A 20,272-nucleotide genomic window follows, 5' to 3' on the forward strand; every position below is an offset into this window, starting at 1 on the left:
AAGGAAAAGAAAAGCGTTCAGGTAGTTAAAAGTGTAATACATACGTAATCATCAAAACTGCTTACAATAATTTTCCATTTCGCTATCTGGTCTGATGTGTTAGTTTTTTATCTCTCATCATAAAAATAATGGATAAACGTCGTGAGCTCACAATCATCATTATTAAAAATATGGACTAAATGTCAGTCACTGCCGAAGGGTAACTGGTTGTTTAGTAAGGCCGTGTGTTTTAAAGCCCCTTACTTTGGTTCAATTAAGCCATTGATCACACATTTAACCGCTGGGCATTGCAGCGCAACTGTTAAAAATCGCCGAGCAATCCATAATCACATTGGTACTATCCATGCAATTGCACAGTGTAATGTAGCAGAGCTATGCGCAGGTTTAATGGTTGATGCAACTGTACCAGCAAAAACACATCGCTGGATCCCAAAAGGCATGACAGTGAATTATTTAGCAAAAATTGATACAGACATGCGTGCTGTTGCAAAGGTTGAAGTGCCGAGTGAGTGGTTAGAAAAGCAAGACTTGCTAGTACCAGTTAAGGTTTATAACAGCCGCGATGAACTCGTTTTCACCGCGGATATCACAATGTATGTAACCGCCAAAAAACGTTAAGACTTATCAGCGGCTTGTTTGTTTACAAACGACAGGTCGTTGTCATCATCAGCCAGTATTGAAGAGCTGTTTTGTTCTTCAGGCTTAATAGGCGCCACATTATCTTCTTCATTACGATGTTTTAAGCTGCCTTCAATGATTGCGCCGGCTTCGATGCTCAGTGTGTCATGAAATACATCGCCATGAACTTCTGCAGTGCTTTCAATTGTCACTTTATTGGCAATAAGCGAACCAATAATTTTACCTTTGACGATGACACTGTCAGCTTCAATAACACCTTCAATCATGCCAGTGTGACCAATCACTAAATGTTTAACACGTAAATCGCCTTCGATACGACCGTCAAGCTGAACTTCACCTTGACTGCTGAGGCCGCCAGTTAAACGAACGTCTTCAGAAATAATTGAAGGAGTATGGTTGGTTCTTTTTAAAGATGAGCCAGACGAGCTAGCTGCTGATTGTTTTTTTTTACCGAACACGAGAAAGCGCCTTTGTTATTTTAACCGGGTTGACATGTTTGCCATTCACTAAAACTTCGTAATGTAGGTGAGTGCTGGTACTACGGCCAGTACTACCCATTAAGCCGATGACATCGTCTTTAGTCACTGTTTGGCCTTTTTTAACCTTAATTTTATTAAGGTGACCGAAGCGAGTAACGAAGCCATTTTTGTGTTGTAGTTCGATAAAGTTGCCATAACCGCCATTACGACCAGCACGCAAAACGGTGCCGTCAGCGGGAGCAAAAATTTCGGTTTTATGCCAACCTGCTAAATCAACGCCTTTGTGAAAAGCGCGGCGGCCATTCATTGGATCTTTTCGTAGACCATAACTACTTGAAATGTAGTAATCGGCAGCAGGAAGTGTTTGTGGTAATTCGCTCAGTAAGTTTTCGAGGTTATTTAATGCCAGCAATTTGTCGGCAATTGCTAAAAACTCAAGAGGGATTTTTGATTCGTCGAATAAGTCTAATGGACCACCCTGTGCGGTATCTGTACCTTCTAATACCGAACCATTGGCAAGGCTACTATCAAGGCCTGCGCCCTCTAACATAGCAACAATTTCTTGGTGGCGAAGTTTAATTTGCTCATCTAATACAACAAAGCTGTTGTTATAAGCTGCATCAAGGCGAGCTAGGCGCTCAGAAATGCTCTCTAAGCGTTTAACTTGTTTTGGTTGCTGTTCATCTTCTAAAGGTGCGTGAAACTCTTCAGCGTGCTCCTGAACAGGTAAAAGCAATGGCTCTGCGTCGCTTGGCAGTGCCGGTTTGTTCATTGATTCTGGTAATGACTCGATCATGCTTTGCAATAGCGCTTGTTTTTGTTCAAGTACGGCTAATTGCTCGAGCTGTTTTTCATAGACAGCTTGTTGCTGATAATGCTGTTTTTGCCATTCTTGCTGTTTCGTAAGCTGGGTTTGTTCAATGCTGGTGATCTTGTCAGCTTGAGAAATGATTTGTAGTGTCGAAATGCTTAACCAAACAATAGCGGTTAAAATGACTAGTAAAGTCGTTAATTGCACCCAAGGGGCTAATACTAAGTGTTTTACCTCGCCATTTTGACGGATCAACAGCTGACGAGCTGGAAAAAACGTGCGATAAAAAGACTTAAGTTTAACTAACATGGCGTACAAAATTTGACTAATAACCGAGCTAAGATAGCAATCTGATTTAAAAAAGCCAGCAAAAAATTGTAACTCAACTGAAAAAAATGCAAAAAAAAGGGCAAAAAATGCCCTTAATCGTTGTTCTGGAAATAAAAATAGCTAGTTATTTTTATTTGGCAGGTAGTACTGTACCTTCGACTGAACCAAAACCAATACGTGCAAAACCGTCTTTTTCACACCAACCACGCATGATTACGTTGTCGCCATCTTCTAAGAAAGCACGTTGTTCGCCATTAGCTAGGGTGATCTTTTCTTTACCACCGCGTGATAGTTCTAATAATGAGCCTGCTTCTTCGTGCTCAGGACCTGATTGCGTACCTGAACCTAACATGTCGCCTGGTTGGAAGTTACAGCCATTTACAGTGTGGTGAGTCACCATTTGCGCGACTGTCCAGTAAGAGTGCTTGAAGCTTGATTTAGATACTTGTGTTGGTGCTTCGCCAGCTGCACGCATCTTTTCAGTTTCGATTTGTACATCCATTTTGATATCGAATGCACCAAACTCACGGTTATGAGCTGACTCTAAATAGTCCATTGGTTGTGGATCGTTCTCGTCACGTGTCCAGTTTGTTCTAAATGGTGCCAGTGCTTCTGTCGTAACAATCCAAGGAGATACAGTCGAAGCGAAGTTCTTCGCAAGGAATGGACCAAGAGGCTGGTATTCCCACGCTTGTAAATCACGTGCAGACCAGTCATTAAATACACAGAAACCAAATACGTGGTTTTCAGCATTTTCGATGGCAATAGCATCGCCTAATTCATTACCTTTACCAAGGTAAATACCTAGTTCAAGTTCGTAGTCTAGGCGTTTACAAGGGCCGAACGATGGTACTTCTGCATCTGGCGCTTTAGTTTGACCGTTAGGGCGGTGAAACGTTTGACCTGAAACATCAATTGACGAAGAACGGCCGTGATAACCAATTGGTACCCATTTGTAGTTAGGTAGAAGTGGGTTATCAGGGCGGAATAGACTACCTACCGCTGTTGCGTGGTAAATAGAGGTATAAAAGTCAGTGTAATCACCAATACGGCACGGTAGCGCAAATTCGATGTCTGCCTGAGCGATAAGCGCTTCGCTTAATTGCGCTTGCTCACTCGCACCTTCACGGAGTGCTTTTGATAACGCTAGACGAAGTGCAGACCAATACTGCTGACCAAGACCCATAAATTCATTGAGTGTAGTTTGGCTTGCTGCTTTAACGGCAACCTGTGCATCACCAGAGAATAAACCAAGTTCATTTACTTTTGCTAAGTCGATAACTTGATCACCAATTGCGACAGCGCCACGGAACGCTTCGTCTGAATTTTTACGACGTACTTCTGCAAAAGGAAGATTTTGAATTGGGAAGTCACAGTTCGCTTCGTTAGCAGATGCAACCCAGCTTTTTAGATTAATATCGTGGGTTTCGTTAATTAGGCTCATACTCTTTCCTTATTGGTTCGCGCTGATTTATTAGTTATCTATATGGAGGCAATCAACGCAATTTAAACAGTAGTTTAAAACAGAATTTAAAACGACAAAAAGCAGCGTGTGAATAACGCTGCTTTTTATTCATGATGATGATTTAGATTACACCACGACGCTCTTGATCACGTTCGATTGATTCGAAAAGCGCTTGGAAGTTACCTTCACCGAAACCGCCGTCATCTACACGTTGGATCATCTCGATGAAGATAGGACCGAATAGGTTCTTCGAGAAGATTTGTAGTAGGTAACAATTTTCGCTTTGGCTATCTACTAGGATCTGATGCTTACGGATCTTCTCTTTATCTTCTTTAACCCAAGGCACACGGTCAAAAATAGTGTCGTAGTACTCAGGGATGATATCAAGCGTGGCAATCGTTGATTGGTCAAGCTTATCAAGTGAACTTACTAAGTCATTCGTTAGGAATGCTAAATGTTGTACACCCGGACCATTGTACTCATTTAAGTACTCATCGATTTGGTTATTGTTGTTATCTTTACCTTCGTTGATTGGAATCGAGAAAGTACCGCACGGAGATTTAAGTGCGTAAGATAATAACGCAGTTTTTTGACCTTTGATGTCGAAGTAACGAACTTCAGTAAAACCAAATACGTCTTTATAGAAGTTAGCCCATGTTTCCATTGTGCCTTTATAAACGTTATTGGTTAAATGGTCGATACGGATGAAGCCTTTGTCTTCAACAATGTTTTGCTCGCTTAAATCTTCAAAATCTGACTCATAGATAGAACCTTTGTCGCCAAATTGCTCGATGAAATAAATTAAGCTGTCGCCGATACCGTAAATAGCAGGGTATGGTAAGTTTTTGTGAGTTGAGTCTGTCGCAGGTTTTGCACCGCGCTCAACAGCAACTTCGAATGCTTTTTGTGCATTCTCTACACGCCAACCCATAGAACAGATTGCTGGACCGTGGCTTTTAGCAAATTCAGCAGAGAAACCTTCACGTTCATTGTTTAGTAAGAAATGAATGTCATGTTGGTTGTAGTAAACAATGTCTTTACCTTTGAATTTTTTTAGCTTTGAGAAGCCAAAATCAGTAAACACTTTGTCCATGTAATCTGCATCTGGTGTTGCGTATTCAGTGAATTCAATGCCCATTAGGCCTAATGGATTATTTACTTCGCTCATTGTCATTACTCCCGCAATTATAAGCACTGCGCTAAAAAAGAATTATTGTTCTGTAATGAGCGGATGATTAACCAGAATCTCAATAAGGGGAAGATCCCCGCACTATTTAGCCAAAGCCTCTTTTGTAAATTAAATGGGACAATGATTTTAATTTCAGCAATTGCAGTTTCAAAGGCAATGAGTAAGCCACTAGGTTGACTAATATCTACTATTCTATTTTGTGGTTATCTATATGTATTTAAAGGTAAATTAAAGTATTTGTCAGGCAATAAAAAAGGCCTGAAATGGCCTTTTTTATTAAGTTGATTGTATAGCTTAGTTTACAGTTTGGCGCGCTTTGTTAAAAAACTTGCTGCGTTGTTGTAACCAAGGGTTATTCATAATTTGTGGCGCAGCTTGATAATGGCGCTCAACCACTTGGTTTAAGGTACGGGTTGATTGCGTAAAATTAAGTTGCTGCTGTGCAGCACCCATATTAGCAATCTCGGCATCTGTCATTGCACGACCAGCAAATAACAAGGCGTTTAAGTAACCCGGCTTAGTTTCGTAGTCATTATCGGTTAAGAGTAAGGCCGCATCGTTGATTGCCCAGCGCTCATTGATTTCACCTTCATCTTTAATACCAATCAGCTCGCCATCAAGATAAATTTTTAGTGCCCCGTTGTTTGGAGCAGCATAAAACACAAAAGCAATACGGTGCCAGGTGTTTGCTGTAAGCTCGCCAAAGTAACCACTGTCACTGGTGGCAATACCGATGGCGTTATCTCGGCTAACGTAAAGGTCTGCGTCATCACTGTTAGTGATATCGGTTTGTAGTAATGAGCGCCACTCATTGGTGCTTTGTTCTGGCCACATAATATCCATCACTAAGGTGTAATCAGCGATAAGCCCTTCAGTTTGGTAATCACCGTTTGCAGCACTATTAGCCGTTAAGGTTAAGCCTTGCGTTGGGCTATGGCGAGCAAAGGCGAGCACGCCAGAGGAGCCACTTGGTAAATCAGCAATTTCAAGCTCAGTGGTGGTGGCAAATTGGCTATCTTCTGGTCCCCAATTTTTGTCTTCAGGGTCATAAAAGCTGAGTGTTGCAGGGCCAAAGTCACTGCTAAAGCCTTGCTCAGGGTTGTTAAAATTCCATACTGTGACCGCATCATCTGCTTTACAGGCATTTAGCATGTTATCGGTATCGATATATAAACATTGGCTGGTGCGTGCTCGCGCGTAGTTATCAAGCAGCCACCAACTTTCAGCGACCAATTGTGCTTCTAAGTTTGGCAGAGCAGGGAAGAACAATTCGCTATTTAGCGCTGGGCCTTTAAATAAAGCAACCTGGTAAGTGCTTGCATCGTCAATGTTATCTGGCACAACCAAGACCCATTCAGGCTGGCTTTCGCGCATGCTTTTCAACTGGCTGCCAGTCACTGCGACTTGATAAATTGAATTAAAGCCTGGGGTGTTTGATGGTTGGCGTTCAACCTTAAATGCAGCATGGAAGTCTTCTTGGGTTAACGTACCCGGTAGCCAGCGATCTTGTACTTGGCTTGCATCAAGCAAGGCGGCATCAATCTCGGGAAACTGCTGCATAGTCGCTTTGGCTGTAATCGTGGTGAGTTCTTCTGCAGTGGGGTAGTTTTCTGAAACGGCAATTTCTGTGTTTGCATCTGGAGCATAACGTCCCATGATTTCATCGATGGCGGTTTTAGTGCTTTCATCTAGGGTCGTAATGTTGGCGGTTGGAACTGTATTGTAATCAACATCCGCAAGTGTCTTGTCTTCAAGGTTGAAGGTTAGGGTAAGATCCGTTAGCCCTTGTGCAAAAAAGTTTGGCTGAATAACAATACTGCCGTTATTTAAGGTTTGATAACTTTCACCGCCATGGGTATGCCCGCCAAGCACTAAATCAATTCCCGTAACATTTTGTGCAATGCGGGTGTCAGTGCCTTCACCTAAGTGACTCACCATGACCATGTAATCAACATCTTGACGATATTGGTTAACAATCTGCTCAGCCACTTCTTGCCACTGCCAATTCATTTTGAAATTAGCGATAAAATCAGGAATTGGCTCGTCTTCAACTGGTTCATCGAGTTCATTCCAAGGCACAGAAGTCATGCCAAAAAAGCCGATACGTAGGCAACCTACTTGGACAACGGAAAAATCGACACCGGCAAACGGCGTCTCGCTGCTACCATCATATTCGGTGTTACTTGAAAGCACGATGGCATTATCGTCATCGGCAAAGTCCAACAGTTGCTCAGGTCCCCACGCATAGTCGTGGTTACCAATCACACGTACGTCAAAAGCCATCGCTTTTATTGCTTCAACAGTGGCTAACCCTTGTGATGTTTGTTCAGCTACGGTGCCTTTTTCATAATCGTCACCGCCATTGGTGAATAAGGTGTTAGGGTTTTCAAGTTTTGCATTGTCGTAGTAACTGCGAATACGGCTGAATAACTGCTCTTTAAAGCCAAAGCGCGCGTGTAAGTCAGCAACATGAATAAAGCGTACTGTTTGGTTACTGGCTGTGTCATTACATTGCTCGCCAATGGTTTTACTGGCTGTAGGAACGGTGCGAGACATTAAAGCAAAGCTACCAAATTCTGTAATAGCACTGACTGCAAATCCATCATTGCTTTGTTCTGTACTGAGAGTTTGCCATTGTTCATCGACTAACTGCACTATGCTAAAAGCAAGGTTGGTTTGTTCATCTGGTAATTTAATCGCTAAACTTAATGGCTCAGCAAATATCAGGTTATTAGGGCGAAAGGTATGAATACTTGAGACAATACCTAGCTCTATATCCGTGCTTGAAGCGCTCGTCTCAGTGTAGGTAAATGTAGTGTCTGTTGTGACTGTGTTACTTATTGCATTAAGTGTGACATCGCCTTGTGCGAATTCAGCTGATACGCCATTTTCGACAGTAATAATCAAACCAGACTGATCAGGAGCTGTTGCGACTTCTTTTGTTGTTTTATCGCCACCGCATGCTGTTAGTAATAAGCTGGTCAGAATAATGACCAGTAGTTGAGTGTTAGAGCGCACTTACTCAGTTCCTTTGCAAACCAAATTAATATCAGAATATAGTATCAGTTTTAAGGACGCTGAGGGAATAGGGGAGAGAGAAATTCCCCGCAGCGGGTGCTACGGGGAATAAGTATTATTGCTTTTCAGCTGTCACTTCTAGCTCTTCAGCTAGGATGTGCTCAGTAGTTTGTGGCTCGTGTTGACCTTCAGCACCATGCATCCAAGCGACTAGCTTGTCACTTAGTAAGTACATGATCACAGCAGAAAGAACCGCTGTTGCGCCTAAACCAATGAAGATACCCATCGCGTTGTCTAACGCTTCTTCACCTTCACCTAGGAAAGAACCTACGAAACCTGCAATCTTGTTTGCAACCGCTGTACATAGGAACCAAATACCCATAAGCATTGAAGCTAAACGTAGAGGTGCAAGTTTACTTACCATAGATAGGCCAATTGGAGATAAACATAACTCACCTAGCGTGTGGAATAAGTAGAATAAAACTAACCACATCATGCTGATTTGTAGGTGCTCACCTTGACCTTGTGTCATTAGCGCTAGGATCATAGTGATGAAACCAAGTGCTAAGAAGATAAGTGCAATAGCAAACTTAACCGGTGAATTTGGTTCACGTTTATCAAGCTTTAACCAAATAATGGCAACTAAAGGTGCAAAAACAATGATGAAAATTGAGTTTAAAGATTGGAACCAAGAAGCTGGTACTTCAAAACCAAGTAACATACGGTCTGTGTAATCGTTAGCGAAAAGGTTCATTAAACCACCCGCTTGTTCAAAGCCCATCCAGAAGATGATGCTGAATACACTCATAGTAAAGATAACTTTAATACGGTCAGTTTCTACTTTAGTTAGTGGCTCTTTAGTGTTTGATTCAGACTGTGCTTGAGAAAGCTTAGCAGAAGGCACAACACCGATATCGCCTAAGTATTTGTTGCTTAATGCAAGCTGTAAAAGTACAGATAACACCATACCAATACCGGCTACGATGAAGCCCCATTGCCAGCCCATTGCAGCTGCAGCATAACCCGCAACTAGAGGACCTAATGCACCACCTAGGTTGATACCCATATAGAAGATAGTGAACGCGCCATCACGACGTTGGTCACCTTCTTTGTATAGATCACCTACCATAGTTGAGATGTTTGGCTTAAATAAACCGTTACCCACACAAAGAAGTGTTAAACCAATGTAGAATACATTTTCTTCTTGGCCAGCTAAGTAGCTGTGTGGGATACCCATAGTGAAATGGCCTGCAGCCATCAATAAACCACCAAGGATAATTGCTTTACGTTGTCCTAATACGTTATCGGCTAACCAACCACCAAATAGTGGGGTGATGTATACAGCCATTGTGAAGGTACCATAAAGGCTTAATGCGTCTGCATTTGACCAACCAAAACCACCTTCTTGTACAAGCGCTACTAAGTATAAAACTAAGATGGCGCGCATGCCGTAATAACCGAATCGTTCCCACATTTCTGTGCCGAACAACAGGAATAACCCTTTAGGATGCCCTAAAAAGTCACCTGCTTTAGGTAATGAACTCATATTTACTTCCTAACTCTAAGTTTTTATTTGAGGCCTTATTGTTTTTGCTTTGGTCGTTCTATGTATTTATTTAGTGAACGGGCGGCCATGTTTTTTGATGCAGCTAAGATAATGGTTTGTTGCTCAAGTTTTGTACTTGAAGGAAAGGGACACACCCTTATCCTAGCTACAAGTGCGCTACAGTATACATAGACCTTATGGAGAGGGGAAGAACTTGCGACACTTGCCCCTTGTGATGCGATAGTTAGTAGCTTGCATAAGGCACAACAGGTTTACCCGGGAAGGCCAGTTCGCTATACACCGGATTAAAGTAATAACGGAAGTACAACTGAGCATAATTCGGCTCGTAAAAATCGGCTCTATCTAAGTTTACGTAACCACCAAAGAACCAATGAGGCGTGAATCGATACTCAAAACTTGCCCCTAAGTTATACGATAAACCACTGCTGGTATCGCCTTCAAAGTAAGGCACAACACCCGTTACAGCTGTTTGAGCCTCTGCTTGGCCTTGCAAAATAGGGTCGTTAGGAAAAAATGCGATGTCGTCTGTCGTGGTGGTTGACCAAGATACGCCAGCACGCAGTCGGTATACAAAATTATGACCAACTCGCTTATCAAAAATTACAGGTAATGAAGCGCCCAAGTAGTTTTGTGGACTGTAATAGCCACCATGTCCCCAGGTTTCTTCACTTAAATTATACTTATACGACCAGTGTAATAAGTTAAGGCCTAGACTTAATTCGGTGTCTCTTTCGCGAATATAACGATAATAACTGCCACCCATTAGGCTGTAGCTTTGATTGTCTTTTACGTTTTTACCTTGCAAGATTTGATAGTTAGTACTGCCCCAAAAACCCCAATCTAGGCCAAGGTCATGAGATAGACTAAGTTGTAATTGCGTAGCTCTAACACCGCCCCATACTTGGTTGGTAAAGACATCTTCAAGTCCGGCGTAAGATAATACAGAGCTGGTAACCGGGCGTTTATTAAACGTGACGCCATACCCAAAGTCGCCTAAATCACCATTGTAATTAACGCCCCACACGATATCTTCGACTAAAAAGCCAAGTGGAGTGGTACCAACATCAATTCGCCATTGCTCGTTTTGCCAAGCAAGGCCAATATCCATACCTTGTTGCTTTGGTTTTATACTTAAAAGTGGGCAGTCAAAAATACACAGGGCTCCTTGACCATAGCGGCTACCAGCAAAGGTTTCATCAAAGCGGGTTTCTTGGCTCGATATTGTCATTGGGTCTAATTTCACAATCCCAGTGCCACCCCATAGCGGGAAACCTGCTTCAATAGGCGTTGCACCAGCGCCCAGTGTGGACTCATTTTGTGTGCTGGTTTGGCTACTTAAGTTGATTGCAGCAGTGATATACGCTTGCTCATCGCGCTCAATACCTTGCAATTGACGCTTGGCATTATTTACATACCAAGCTTCATTTTCATCAAGGGCATACAGTTCATAGTTCTGCTCATCGCTTAAGGTGCTCGTTGCCGTATCTGGATCAACTGCAGCACGGTACCAGCTTTGAGCAAGCGTAGTTTGTTGCTTAGCTTGCGCAACCGCTGCTGCTTGATAATAAAGCTCTTGGTTGTTGTTTGATTTAGCTAGCAATTGCTCAGCTAGATTTATTGCGCTCTGTTTATCTTCAAATTGTTCAAGGGCAGTCATCAATTGCTGCTGACGATAGCTTTGCTCACTCGAAACTTGATTAATTTGCCCAGCAATGATGCGATCTGCTAAATCATCTCTTTGCTGCTGACGAGCAAGTGTCGCAATAGCTAAAGCAGTATCCGTTGACACAGTTTGTCCTTTTGCAACGTGCTGCTCAAAGCGGATAATGGCCTGGTTACTATTGCCTTGCTCGATATGAGCATTGATCAGCGCCTCTGACAGTTCTGGGTTATCAGGGTAACGTGTTGCAAGCTCTGAGAGCTTAGCAACTCGTTGGTTACTATCACTAAAGCGATTAACGTAATTAACTTGTAGTGCTAACCATTGTGATTGCTCTGCATCGGTTGCGTTACTCGGCAGTTGATAGTCTGCAAACCAGCTATCAGCAGCGTTTTTATTGTTGCTTTCAATTAGCCAATTTGCATATGTCATGTGCCAATATGGGCTCAAACTTGGGTCACGAGTAAGAGCTTTTTTCAGTTGCCTAATTGCATACTGCTGCTCATTAATTTGTTGCCATTGACTGGCAAGCTCAGCTTGCATTAAAGGTGTTAATGGCTGTGCTTCTAACTCGGTGAGCTTATAAATCACCGTGGCTTTATTAGTGGCTGTATTGTTGGCAGAGAGTCTTTCTAGTTTGGTATTAATGCTTAGCTGCTCTGTAAGCACATTAATTTGTTCAGTGCGCGCGTTATTAGGAATGTAATCTAAGGTTGCCAGTGCTCCTTGGTAATCATTCAGCGAACGTAAAAATAGGGCATGGCTATAACGTAAATCTGCATCTAGCGGAAATTGCCACAAGGTTTTTTTATACAGAGCTTTGGCATGATCAACTAAACCTTGTTGTTGATATAAATTTGCAAGGTCGTAGTAAAGCCAACTTTGACGTGGGCTTTGTTTGATTGCCATAAGTAGCACATCAACGGCTTCATCAAGTTGACCTTGTGAAGTTAGCTCGTCTGCACGGGCCCGCAGTTGCTGTGTTTGTAATAGGGTATAATCTTCAGCAATCAAAGCCTGTTGCTGACGAGTTAAGCCATTATAAAAACGGTGACTACGAGCATAATTACCATCTGAGGCGGTTAATTCAAGCATGGCACGCAAAGTAGACTGTTGCAGAGGATCGTCTTTTAGTACTTGCCTATAAAGGTTCATCGCGTTTTGGTATTGCCCTGCTTGTCTGGCCAGTTCTGCGCGGTAAAACAATACAGTATTAGGGTCTTCATTTAAGGTGTCAGCTAAATCCAGCTTAAGCGCAGCCTGTTTGAGTTCATTACTACTAATGGCTGATTTAGCTTCATCTATGTATTGCCAAAAACGAGCAGTATTGGCTAGGCCTTTTAACACCGTTATACGGTTTGCATCTATGCTGTATTTTTGAGCTTTTCTAAAGTACTGGTAAGCATTGGCATTGCGACCTTGCCTTAAGTTCAATAAACCTAAGCTATTGTATATTTCAGGATCTTGAGGACGACCTCGCAGTGCTTTATTAAAAAGCTTTTCTGCTGCATCAAAGTGGCGTTTTTCAAGTTCGACACTGCCTTTGAGCCATGTCTGATAAGCAGGGTCTGCTTGCTTTTTTTGCTCAGCTAAATGCGCTTTCTTAAAGTCACTAAATTGTAGCTGACCCTTACTGCTTTTAGGGTAGGCTGCAAAGTAACGCTGATATTCGCGCTCAGTTTGTTTATTAAGCGGCATATCCTCAAGGGCTGCAAGCCACGCAAACTCAGCTTCAACACCATATTGGTTACTGTGTGCATAATGGCTAAGTATTTCAATAGCTTCTTTATTGTTCGGGTTTTGTTCTAATAAGTGCTTTGCATAGGCAAGCTCAAAACGGCCACTATTTGGGTAGCGTTTTAGTAAAGAACGATAACCGCGCAGTGCTTGCTGATATTGATTTGGATCTTGAGCAAGCCAGTTTATGTGCTCCAGCTCATATTCAATATTAGGGTAGGCGGATTTAAATAGCCGATTGTAGATTTTTACCGCGTCACTGTATTGTCCGGCTCGGGCACGAAGCCTGGCTTGTTGAACCGATTCTTTGTCTTGGTTATTGACGCGTGCAAGTAGGGTTAAGCTTGTTACGCACGGATGTGATAGGTTACTAAGCTCTGCTAAGCGCACATTGGCTTTGTCGGTTTCTTTGAGGCTATATAAAACACGCACCTCGGCGCATTGCACTTGAGTATTTTTAGGTGCAATGCTTTGCAGCTTTTCTAAGCTGTCGCTCATCAATTGATTATCACGCTCAATTTCACCAAGTTGTACTTGGCTAATTAACCAATCAATTGATTGACTATCAAGGTCTTTTTTTATTGCTGCGGATGCACTGGAGCTTGCTAAAACTGCAGCAAGTAGCCACTTTATCGGCATTCATTGCTCCAGTTAGTTGTTAAAGCCCCGTTTTTATCAATACTAAAACGTTTGTTCAATGTGCTGTTACCAAACAAATACAACACGCTGTCGTAGTAGCGGCTGGTGGTAAAGCGGGTATCCATCATTATTTGCTGTTGTAAAGCCGTCACAGTTTGTGATGCATTATCTTCAGCAAGCAATGGCAATAAGGCGGCAACAAAACCACTTGGGGCGTTGCCTGCCGTTTTGCCTGAGAATGCATTGGTTTCTAATGGCACTTTACCTGAAGAAACAATGCTATCAACAAAAGGTTTAAACTGCTCTGTAAGGGCATTTTTATAGGGGGCATCTTCTGCCATCATACTGGCCCAAAGGTAGACGCGGATAGCATTGTAACTACCTGTAGCAGGGGCGCTTTTATCATGATAAAAGCCTTTTTCCACGCTGTAATTAACCCAATCAGGGCTCACGCCTTTTGGTGCTGTATCAATTAATAACTGCGCCGAGTTATCGTGTAATGTTTGCCAAGGCGAGTGCGGGTATAGGTGTGCAAATTGCGCAAATATAAATAGCGGTGCATAGCTTGGATTTAATTTCCAGCTACTGTCTTTTTCAAAGCCTGTTGGCCCAGGTAATAGAGTCAGACCGAGGTTTGGTATTTGCGCTGTTTCTTCACGAATGATTCGCTCAGCAAGCACTGAGCTGAGCACTGCGTAGCGTCTTTCATTCCATAAGATAGCTGCTTGTGACAGGGTATAAGCAATCCATAAATCTGAATCAGAAGCTGGATTTGAATCAAGGATTTGTCCTTGATTTTGCTTTATTCCCCATTGCCACGCTGGTAAACGGGTACTTAAATCACCTTCAGAAAGGTGTACTTCAGTCCACTCAAGTAACTTATCGAAGCTGGCTTTATCATTGGCTAGTAAAGCAAAGAATAACGCATAAGATTGCCCCTCTGAGGTGGTAATACTGTAATCACTACCCAAATCAATTACACGTCCTTCTGGTGTAATAAAGTGAGTTTTAAAGTTATTCCACTGCGGCCAAGCGCTGCAGCTTAACTGAGCTAAGGCGTTGCTTGAAAAAACAAAAACGAATAGTAAAGAAGCGATAGTTTTCATTATGCCTGATCTCCTTCAGATAAACGTTTTTTGGTAAGTAGCGCGAGCACTCGCCACAACATAAATGAAATAAGTAATAGGGTTAGCAGTGATAGAATCGCTAACAATACTGGGCGGTCTGAAAAGTGGAACCAAATGAGGGTATGAATAGGCACGTGACCGACAAAATACTGTTCATCGGTTTTAATCGTTTTGATGCCTTGGCTATTGATAATGGCTGAGCTTCCCATTATTTGAGCTGTTTTATCATCATTCAGTAGAGCATCAGTGAGAAGTGCAAAAGCATTTTCATTACTGGCAATCAAAGAGACTACGGAGCGGTCTGAATCAAACGGTGACTGGAACCCGGACATCACGGCTAAACGACCAATGCTGCTTATATTTACTTTAATTTTTTCAGCACCTTTAGTGTCGTAGGCGCCATTATAGATAGCTTGATCAACAATGCGTTGGTTGTTGTTGATAAGCACACTTAGGGCGCTGTCTTTGGCAAGTGAAGTTAAGAAAGAGTCAGGCTTACCAATAATAATAATGTCTTTATCGTTTAGCGCCAATTGGTTACTTGGAAATTGAATGTCTAAACGGTGCGCTGGGTAGCCTGTTATGGCACCCAAATGACCTGTGAAATTAAGCAATAAACTAATCGCGTTAACTGAGCTGTTAGCTTCCATTACAAGCGTGCTTTGGTGTAAATCGGCATATTTGGTGAATGGGAAACCGCCATTTGCAAAGGCGCGTAGGTTTGGCATGGCGATATAGTGATGGAAGTCACTTACATCAATGGTAGAGCTGCCATCAATTGCACCAAATTCACCGCCGGCAGGAATGGCGCTACACTCACCGGTTTTTACGACTGCAAAATTAAAATCATAAGTCAGCTGGTTATTTGTTGTTAAATCTAACCCTGTTAGCTCAAAATCTTGACGAGTTTTGGTTGGATTGAATTCAGATAAAAGCGGTAACAAGGTATCGGTTGTAATCGTTTTACCGCCTTCGTTATCAAGAATAAAACCATCCACAAACTTACCGTTAATCAACATATTCAAACGCGACAACATGTTTTGCTCAACAGGCGTGTTGCGGTAATTCAAGGTAATAGGAATACCATTTTCACGCCAAGTGAATAAATCTGGTGCAAAACGCAAGTCTAAGCGAACAGGTAGACCGCGATAGCCTTCCGATTGCAGCTGAGTTGGGTATTCAATAAATTCATCAAAGCTTACTGGGCGATCAGAACGCACCCACAGTGGCGCATCGTAGGCTTCTCGAAGCGGTAAGTTGCTAATTGCATCAATAGTTGCACTGCGACCAGTCATGACTTTATAGCCAAAGACTAAACCTACTACGGCTTCTTTCAATTGTGCTGTGTCTTTACCTAAAACAAGCAGTACTTTGGCGTAGCGCTGAGTAGGGCTGCTGATAATTTCTACAGTTGGCTTTTCAACATCAGGGTAATTCAATAAAAAATCAGGCTTGTTGTCGTTTGTTGCAAATACGACACTATGTTCTGTCGGTGTTGCATTAATTTGCACAGGGAACTGTGCTTTGCGCCATTTTGCTTGAGCGCCAAAAAAGCTTGATAGTGCAGCCGCTGCTTCGAGTGTGTTTTCATCAGGTTGTGATGCAAACACAAATGGTAAATTGACCTTGTTGTAATCTCGCGAATCAAAAAATGGTGCAGGGAAATACTCAAGTAAGCTTTCAAGAGCAAGTGACTGACGGTCAATAGAAATACGGCTGCTTTTACTAAGCTCGGCCCATATTGTTTTACTATAGTCATCCTGACAAACCAGATCGTAAAAACCGACTAGTTCGAAGCGAATTTGGTTAAAGTCTTTAATTAGCTTAGGGTTAAGAACAATGCTGCGCTCAGAGACTGTGCCAATTGGCGTTGTCTTATCATCAATAGGTAGCACAGTGACAAGGTTTTCATTTAAGAAAATTTTCAAATGTGAGACACGACCAATAAGTGATGGTGAAGTTGTGTATGAAAAGTCTAGAGTCAGTTTTTTCCCTAATTTATCGAGGCGGTTTGTAAAATCAACACGGGTACTATTACTCACTCCATCAAGCTTGAACTTGCTTAAACCAAGCTTTTCAAAGCTTAGCGTCATGCTTTCAATTGGTGCTTGCTCTGGGTAACCATCATCAAAAATCGCTTTATTAGAGAGAGGCTCAGCACTTATCGCCCAGCCAGATATGCCGAGTGTGCCAACAGCTAATAACAAGGTTAAAAAAGTTTTTATCATGATGTTTTTAGTACTTTTGTTGGTTTTTTAGGTAATAACGACGCCACAAAGTACAAGACTCTTGATGCAAACGCAATCGCGGGTCTTAATTCATTTGGGGCATGGAAAATCAAGTTCTTAAAGCCTCTAAGACTGGTATAAAAAACGTGAGAAAAGCTGTATGAAGGCTTGTCGTGTTTAAAGTTTTCTTGCCAATCAAGCCAAGCATCAGCACGTGAGAAAGTGCATTGAATAAAGGCTTTTTGTTTTTCTAAATCTAAATCCCTGAGGGTAAGACCCAGTTGTTTATCGCGGGTGTTACAGATATAAGTTGGGAATGAAAACTGCTTCAAGCCACGGCTCATGAGTAGCTCGACTTTATCATTTACACGGCAAAGGTGATTATGGTCAGTTTCAAGACCAACACCATTATTTGAGTAGTCCGTAATCTTTACTTTAATAGTACGGCCATTAGCAAGGCGAATAGCTGCAGGGAAATTTGCTTTAATGCGGTGTGAGCTGCGTACTTGTTTGGCTTCAGCGGCAACAGCCACAGCTGCACCTAAAATTATCACGTTATAGCTTGCCCACAGCATGCTAATGACGAGTACACCTATTTGTGAACTATCGCCGAAGAGCAATCTAAACACGCCGTAGGTCATACCCAAAACGTTAACAAGCAACAAGATTATATAAGGCTTTGAAATCGTCCAATCGTAGTGATCTTGCTTGTTTAAACCGCCTTTTTCAGTCACGTTAAATTTACCCTTATTCGGGTTGATAAGCGCAACTGTCGTGGGTTTTAAAATATACCAAGCAAGTACTGACTCATAAACTTCGCCCCAAAATGAATAGCGGTATTTACCTTGAATTCGAGAGTTGGTGATTTTTACCTGTAACAGGGTTGGCACAATATAAAGAAAGATGGCAACAAACGGTGCATAGATAATTTGCGCATTAAAATAAATTAATGCCAGTGGCGCTGTTAAGAATACAATTCGCGGAATGCCTGATAAAAAGTGCAACATAGCGTTTAAATAGCACAAGCGCTGCGCGATATTTAGGCCCTTACCAAACAGCGGGTTATCTAATCTGAATATTTGTGCCATGCCGCGTGCCCAGCGAATACGTTGACCAACGTGGGCAGATAAACTATCTGTGGCCAGGCCGGCGGCTTGTGGAATGTTAATATATGTTGTTTTGTAGCCTGCGCGCTGCATTCTTAGCGCGGTATGGGCATCTTCAGTGACGGTTTCTACGGCAAAACCACCAATTTCTTCAAGGGCACTGCGCCTTAAAACAGCACACGAACCACAAAAGAAGGTTGCATCCCACATATCATTGCCATCTTGAATTAAGCCATAGAACAACATATTTTCATTTGGGATTTTACGATGGTTTTTGAGGTTGCGCTCAAATGGATCGGCAGAAAAAAAGTGGTGAGGTGTTTGTACTAAACACACTTTACTGTCATTGATGAATTGTCCCATTGTCATTTGTAAGAATGAGCGAGCAGGGATATGGTCACAGTCAAAAATAGCAATGTAGTCGCCATTAGTTACTTTCATCGCATGGTTCATGTTACCGGCTTTGGCATGTTTGTTATCAGGGCGAGTTAAATAACCAACACCAATTTGCTTTGCGAATTCGGCAAATTCAGGGCGTTTACCATCATCTAAAATATAAATGTTAAGCTTATCTGCTGGCCAATCAATACTTTGTGCGGCGATTGTCGTCGGCTTAACAACATCAAGCGGCTCGTTGTAAGTAGGAATATAAATATCAACCGTTGGCCAGTTTGCTGTGTCTTTTCCTAACGCGATTGGTTTACGGTTTAATGGATTAATGGTTTGGAAAAAGCCTAATATTAGTACTAACCAAGCGTAACTTTCAGCAAGCAATAAGCCAATACCGAGTGCAAGGGCTAAAGGGTCACCCCAGTTAAGAGTGTCAGTGTAGCGCCACCATAGATAACGTGTAGAGGTTGTAACAGAAAGGGTGATCATCACAATCGTGGCCATTTTTCCTTCAACACTTCTAAGTGAATAGGCAACAACCAAAATTAAACTAATGAACACTGCTTGCGCTTCAATACTAAATGGCACGGTTACAAATATAGCCACCGCAAAAACAATGAGAGTGAAAAAAGCGACCTTTAAGGTGCTGTTTTTCCAAAGTGGAGAGCGACTCACTGCTTTATATGATTTAGTTTTTGTTTGCTTTCTAGCAACTAACCAAAGCCCTTTAAAAGAGCGTACTAGTTTACTGTCTGCCAGTCTCAATAAGCGAGCTGATCGTGTTAATTTACGCCAAGATTTACGCTGCTCAACGGCGATATGTTGCTGTGAGGTTGTGGTGGTATTGAATAGCGCGAGATACACACTTTGCAATGCAATCCGAATGCAATTGCTTGGTGTGAGTACAGGTTGAGAAACATGAGGATACAAGCGTTTAAGTTTAAGCTTTAACTCACGCTTTTTATTGTTATCTAATTTAATAAACAACGACAAAAAAAGCACAAAGAAGGGGAGTAAAATCGCTCCCAATAGGCTCATTTTGTGTTGGTTGTAATAACTATAAAATTTTATAAATACGAAGCGGACAAGTTGCTTCGTTAAAAACAACCCTAAAATACCTTTAAGTAGTCGGTGTGTGATACCGAGTGAATGGATGCTATTGGTCATTCTGACTCGCGCGGCTTACAAGCCAACCGGCTAGTGTTTCAAAGTCATCATTAGCAACACTGTATGGAGCACAGTTAATTGCCACATTTCTAAATGCAGTTGCTTCTTTGATGACTTCATCTTTGTTGATATATAAAGGTGCAATTAATGGTAATTCAGTTTGCCAAAGCTGCAATAAATCTGATTCAAGCTCAGAGGCTGAATTATATTTATTGGTTAAAAAATAATGCTGCCATGATGATTCAGCCTGCTTTAGAGTGTTTAAACGTTTGAAAGCAAAACTGTGACAAATTGCATCACAATTAATAATCTCAAGGAATATATCGTCTTCATTTAGTGAATAGCGGTGCACATCAACGTGAGCAGGGCAGTCAAATAAAAACCAGCTGTCATCGCTGTCATTAAGCTGCTGACAACTCTTAATAATACTTGAAAAATCTAACCCTAAATTAGATTGGCTACCGTAGGGTAAGAACTTAACGCCGTCGTTATCTTGGTGAAACTGCTCACATGCAGAGGCAAAGTCTGGGTAGTCACTCCAGCCTAGCTGATGCTCCCAAGCAAGACCAAGGTGTAGGCCTAAGTCGCCTTTTGGATCTAAATCGATGGCATACACAGGCACATTTGATTTTCTCAATGCACAAGCAAGGTTGGCCACAATAGATGTTGTACCAGTGCCACCTTTAATTCCTTTTAAAAAAATTCGCTTCATTTATGATT

12 protein-coding genes are annotated in these 20,272 nt (G+C 42.0%); 1 reads left to right on the plus strand and 11 read right to left on the minus strand.

Annotated features, from left to right (window positions below; translation table 11 throughout):
- Window positions 1-141: 141 nt before the first annotated feature.
- On the plus strand, window positions 142-618 hold the full coding sequence (locus tag MTF66_RS13435) for a hotdog fold domain-containing protein (RefSeq protein WP_248527447.1): 477 nt from the start codon (window positions 142-144) through the stop codon (window positions 616-618).
- On the opposite strand, the gene MTF66_RS13440 is transcribed toward MTF66_RS13435, so the two are convergent.
- The 11 genes from MTF66_RS13440 to bcsQ form a co-directional block, all read right to left on the minus strand.
- Window positions 615-1,097 (minus strand): polymer-forming cytoskeletal protein, encoded by a 483-nt coding sequence (locus MTF66_RS13440; protein ID WP_054561944.1) that lies wholly within the window; start codon window positions 1,095-1,097, stop codon window positions 615-617. The genes MTF66_RS13435 and MTF66_RS13440 overlap by 4 nt on opposite strands.
- Entirely contained in the window at window positions 1,087-2,238 is a 1,152-nt protein-coding gene (locus tag MTF66_RS13445; RefSeq protein ID WP_248527448.1) for a M23 family metallopeptidase, read from the minus strand. The genes MTF66_RS13440 and MTF66_RS13445 overlap by 11 nt, the downstream gene beginning before the upstream one ends.
- 151 nt (window positions 2,239-2,389) lie before the next feature.
- On the minus strand, window positions 2,390-3,703 hold the full coding sequence (gene fahA / locus MTF66_RS13450) for a fumarylacetoacetase (RefSeq protein ID WP_058585499.1): 1,314 nt from the start codon (window positions 3,701-3,703) through the stop codon (window positions 2,390-2,392).
- A 142-nt stretch (window positions 3,704-3,845) separates the two neighbouring features.
- A complete protein-coding gene (gene hppD / locus MTF66_RS13455) occupies window positions 3,846-4,892 on the minus strand; it encodes a 4-hydroxyphenylpyruvate dioxygenase (RefSeq protein ID WP_055021474.1) in 1,047 nt (348 codons plus the stop codon).
- Between the two features lie 315 nt (window positions 4,893-5,207).
- On the minus strand, window positions 5,208-7,931 hold the full coding sequence (locus MTF66_RS13460) for a metallophosphoesterase (protein WP_248527449.1): 2,724 nt from the start codon (window positions 7,929-7,931) through the stop codon (window positions 5,208-5,210).
- A gap of 115 nt (window positions 7,932-8,046) precedes the next feature.
- Window positions 8,047-9,477, minus strand: coding sequence for a peptide MFS transporter (locus MTF66_RS13465; RefSeq protein WP_058585497.1), 1,431 nt, complete (start codon window positions 9,475-9,477; stop codon window positions 8,047-8,049).
- A 244-nt stretch (window positions 9,478-9,721) separates the two neighbouring features.
- A complete protein-coding gene (locus MTF66_RS13470) occupies window positions 9,722-13,534 on the minus strand; it encodes a cellulose synthase subunit BcsC-related outer membrane protein (protein WP_248527450.1) in 3,813 nt (1,270 codons plus the stop codon).
- Window positions 13,525-14,640, minus strand: a complete 1,116-nt coding sequence (gene bcsZ / locus MTF66_RS13475) for a cellulose synthase complex periplasmic endoglucanase BcsZ (protein ID WP_248527451.1) — start codon at window positions 14,638-14,640, stop codon at window positions 13,525-13,527. Before bcsZ ends, MTF66_RS13470 begins: the two co-directional genes overlap by 10 nt.
- Entirely contained in the window at window positions 14,640-16,889 is a 2,250-nt protein-coding gene (gene bcsB / locus MTF66_RS13480; protein WP_248527452.1) for a cellulose biosynthesis cyclic di-GMP-binding regulatory protein BcsB, read from the minus strand. The genes bcsZ and bcsB overlap by 1 nt, the downstream gene beginning before the upstream one ends.
- Window positions 16,886-19,552 carry a UDP-forming cellulose synthase catalytic subunit gene (bcsA, locus tag MTF66_RS13485; protein WP_248527453.1) on the minus strand — a complete coding sequence of 889 codons (2,667 nt, stop codon included), beginning with the start codon at window positions 19,550-19,552 and terminating at the stop codon, window positions 16,886-16,888. Before bcsA ends, bcsB begins: the two co-directional genes overlap by 4 nt.
- Complete coding sequence (bcsQ, locus tag MTF66_RS13490) at window positions 19,542-20,264, minus strand: cellulose biosynthesis protein BcsQ (protein WP_248527454.1); 723 nt, start codon at window positions 20,262-20,264, stop codon at window positions 19,542-19,544. Before bcsQ ends, bcsA begins: the two co-directional genes overlap by 11 nt.
- Window positions 20,265-20,272: the final 8 nt, after the last annotated feature.

Source organism: Pseudoalteromonas sp. 2CM39R, from assembly GCF_023161845.1.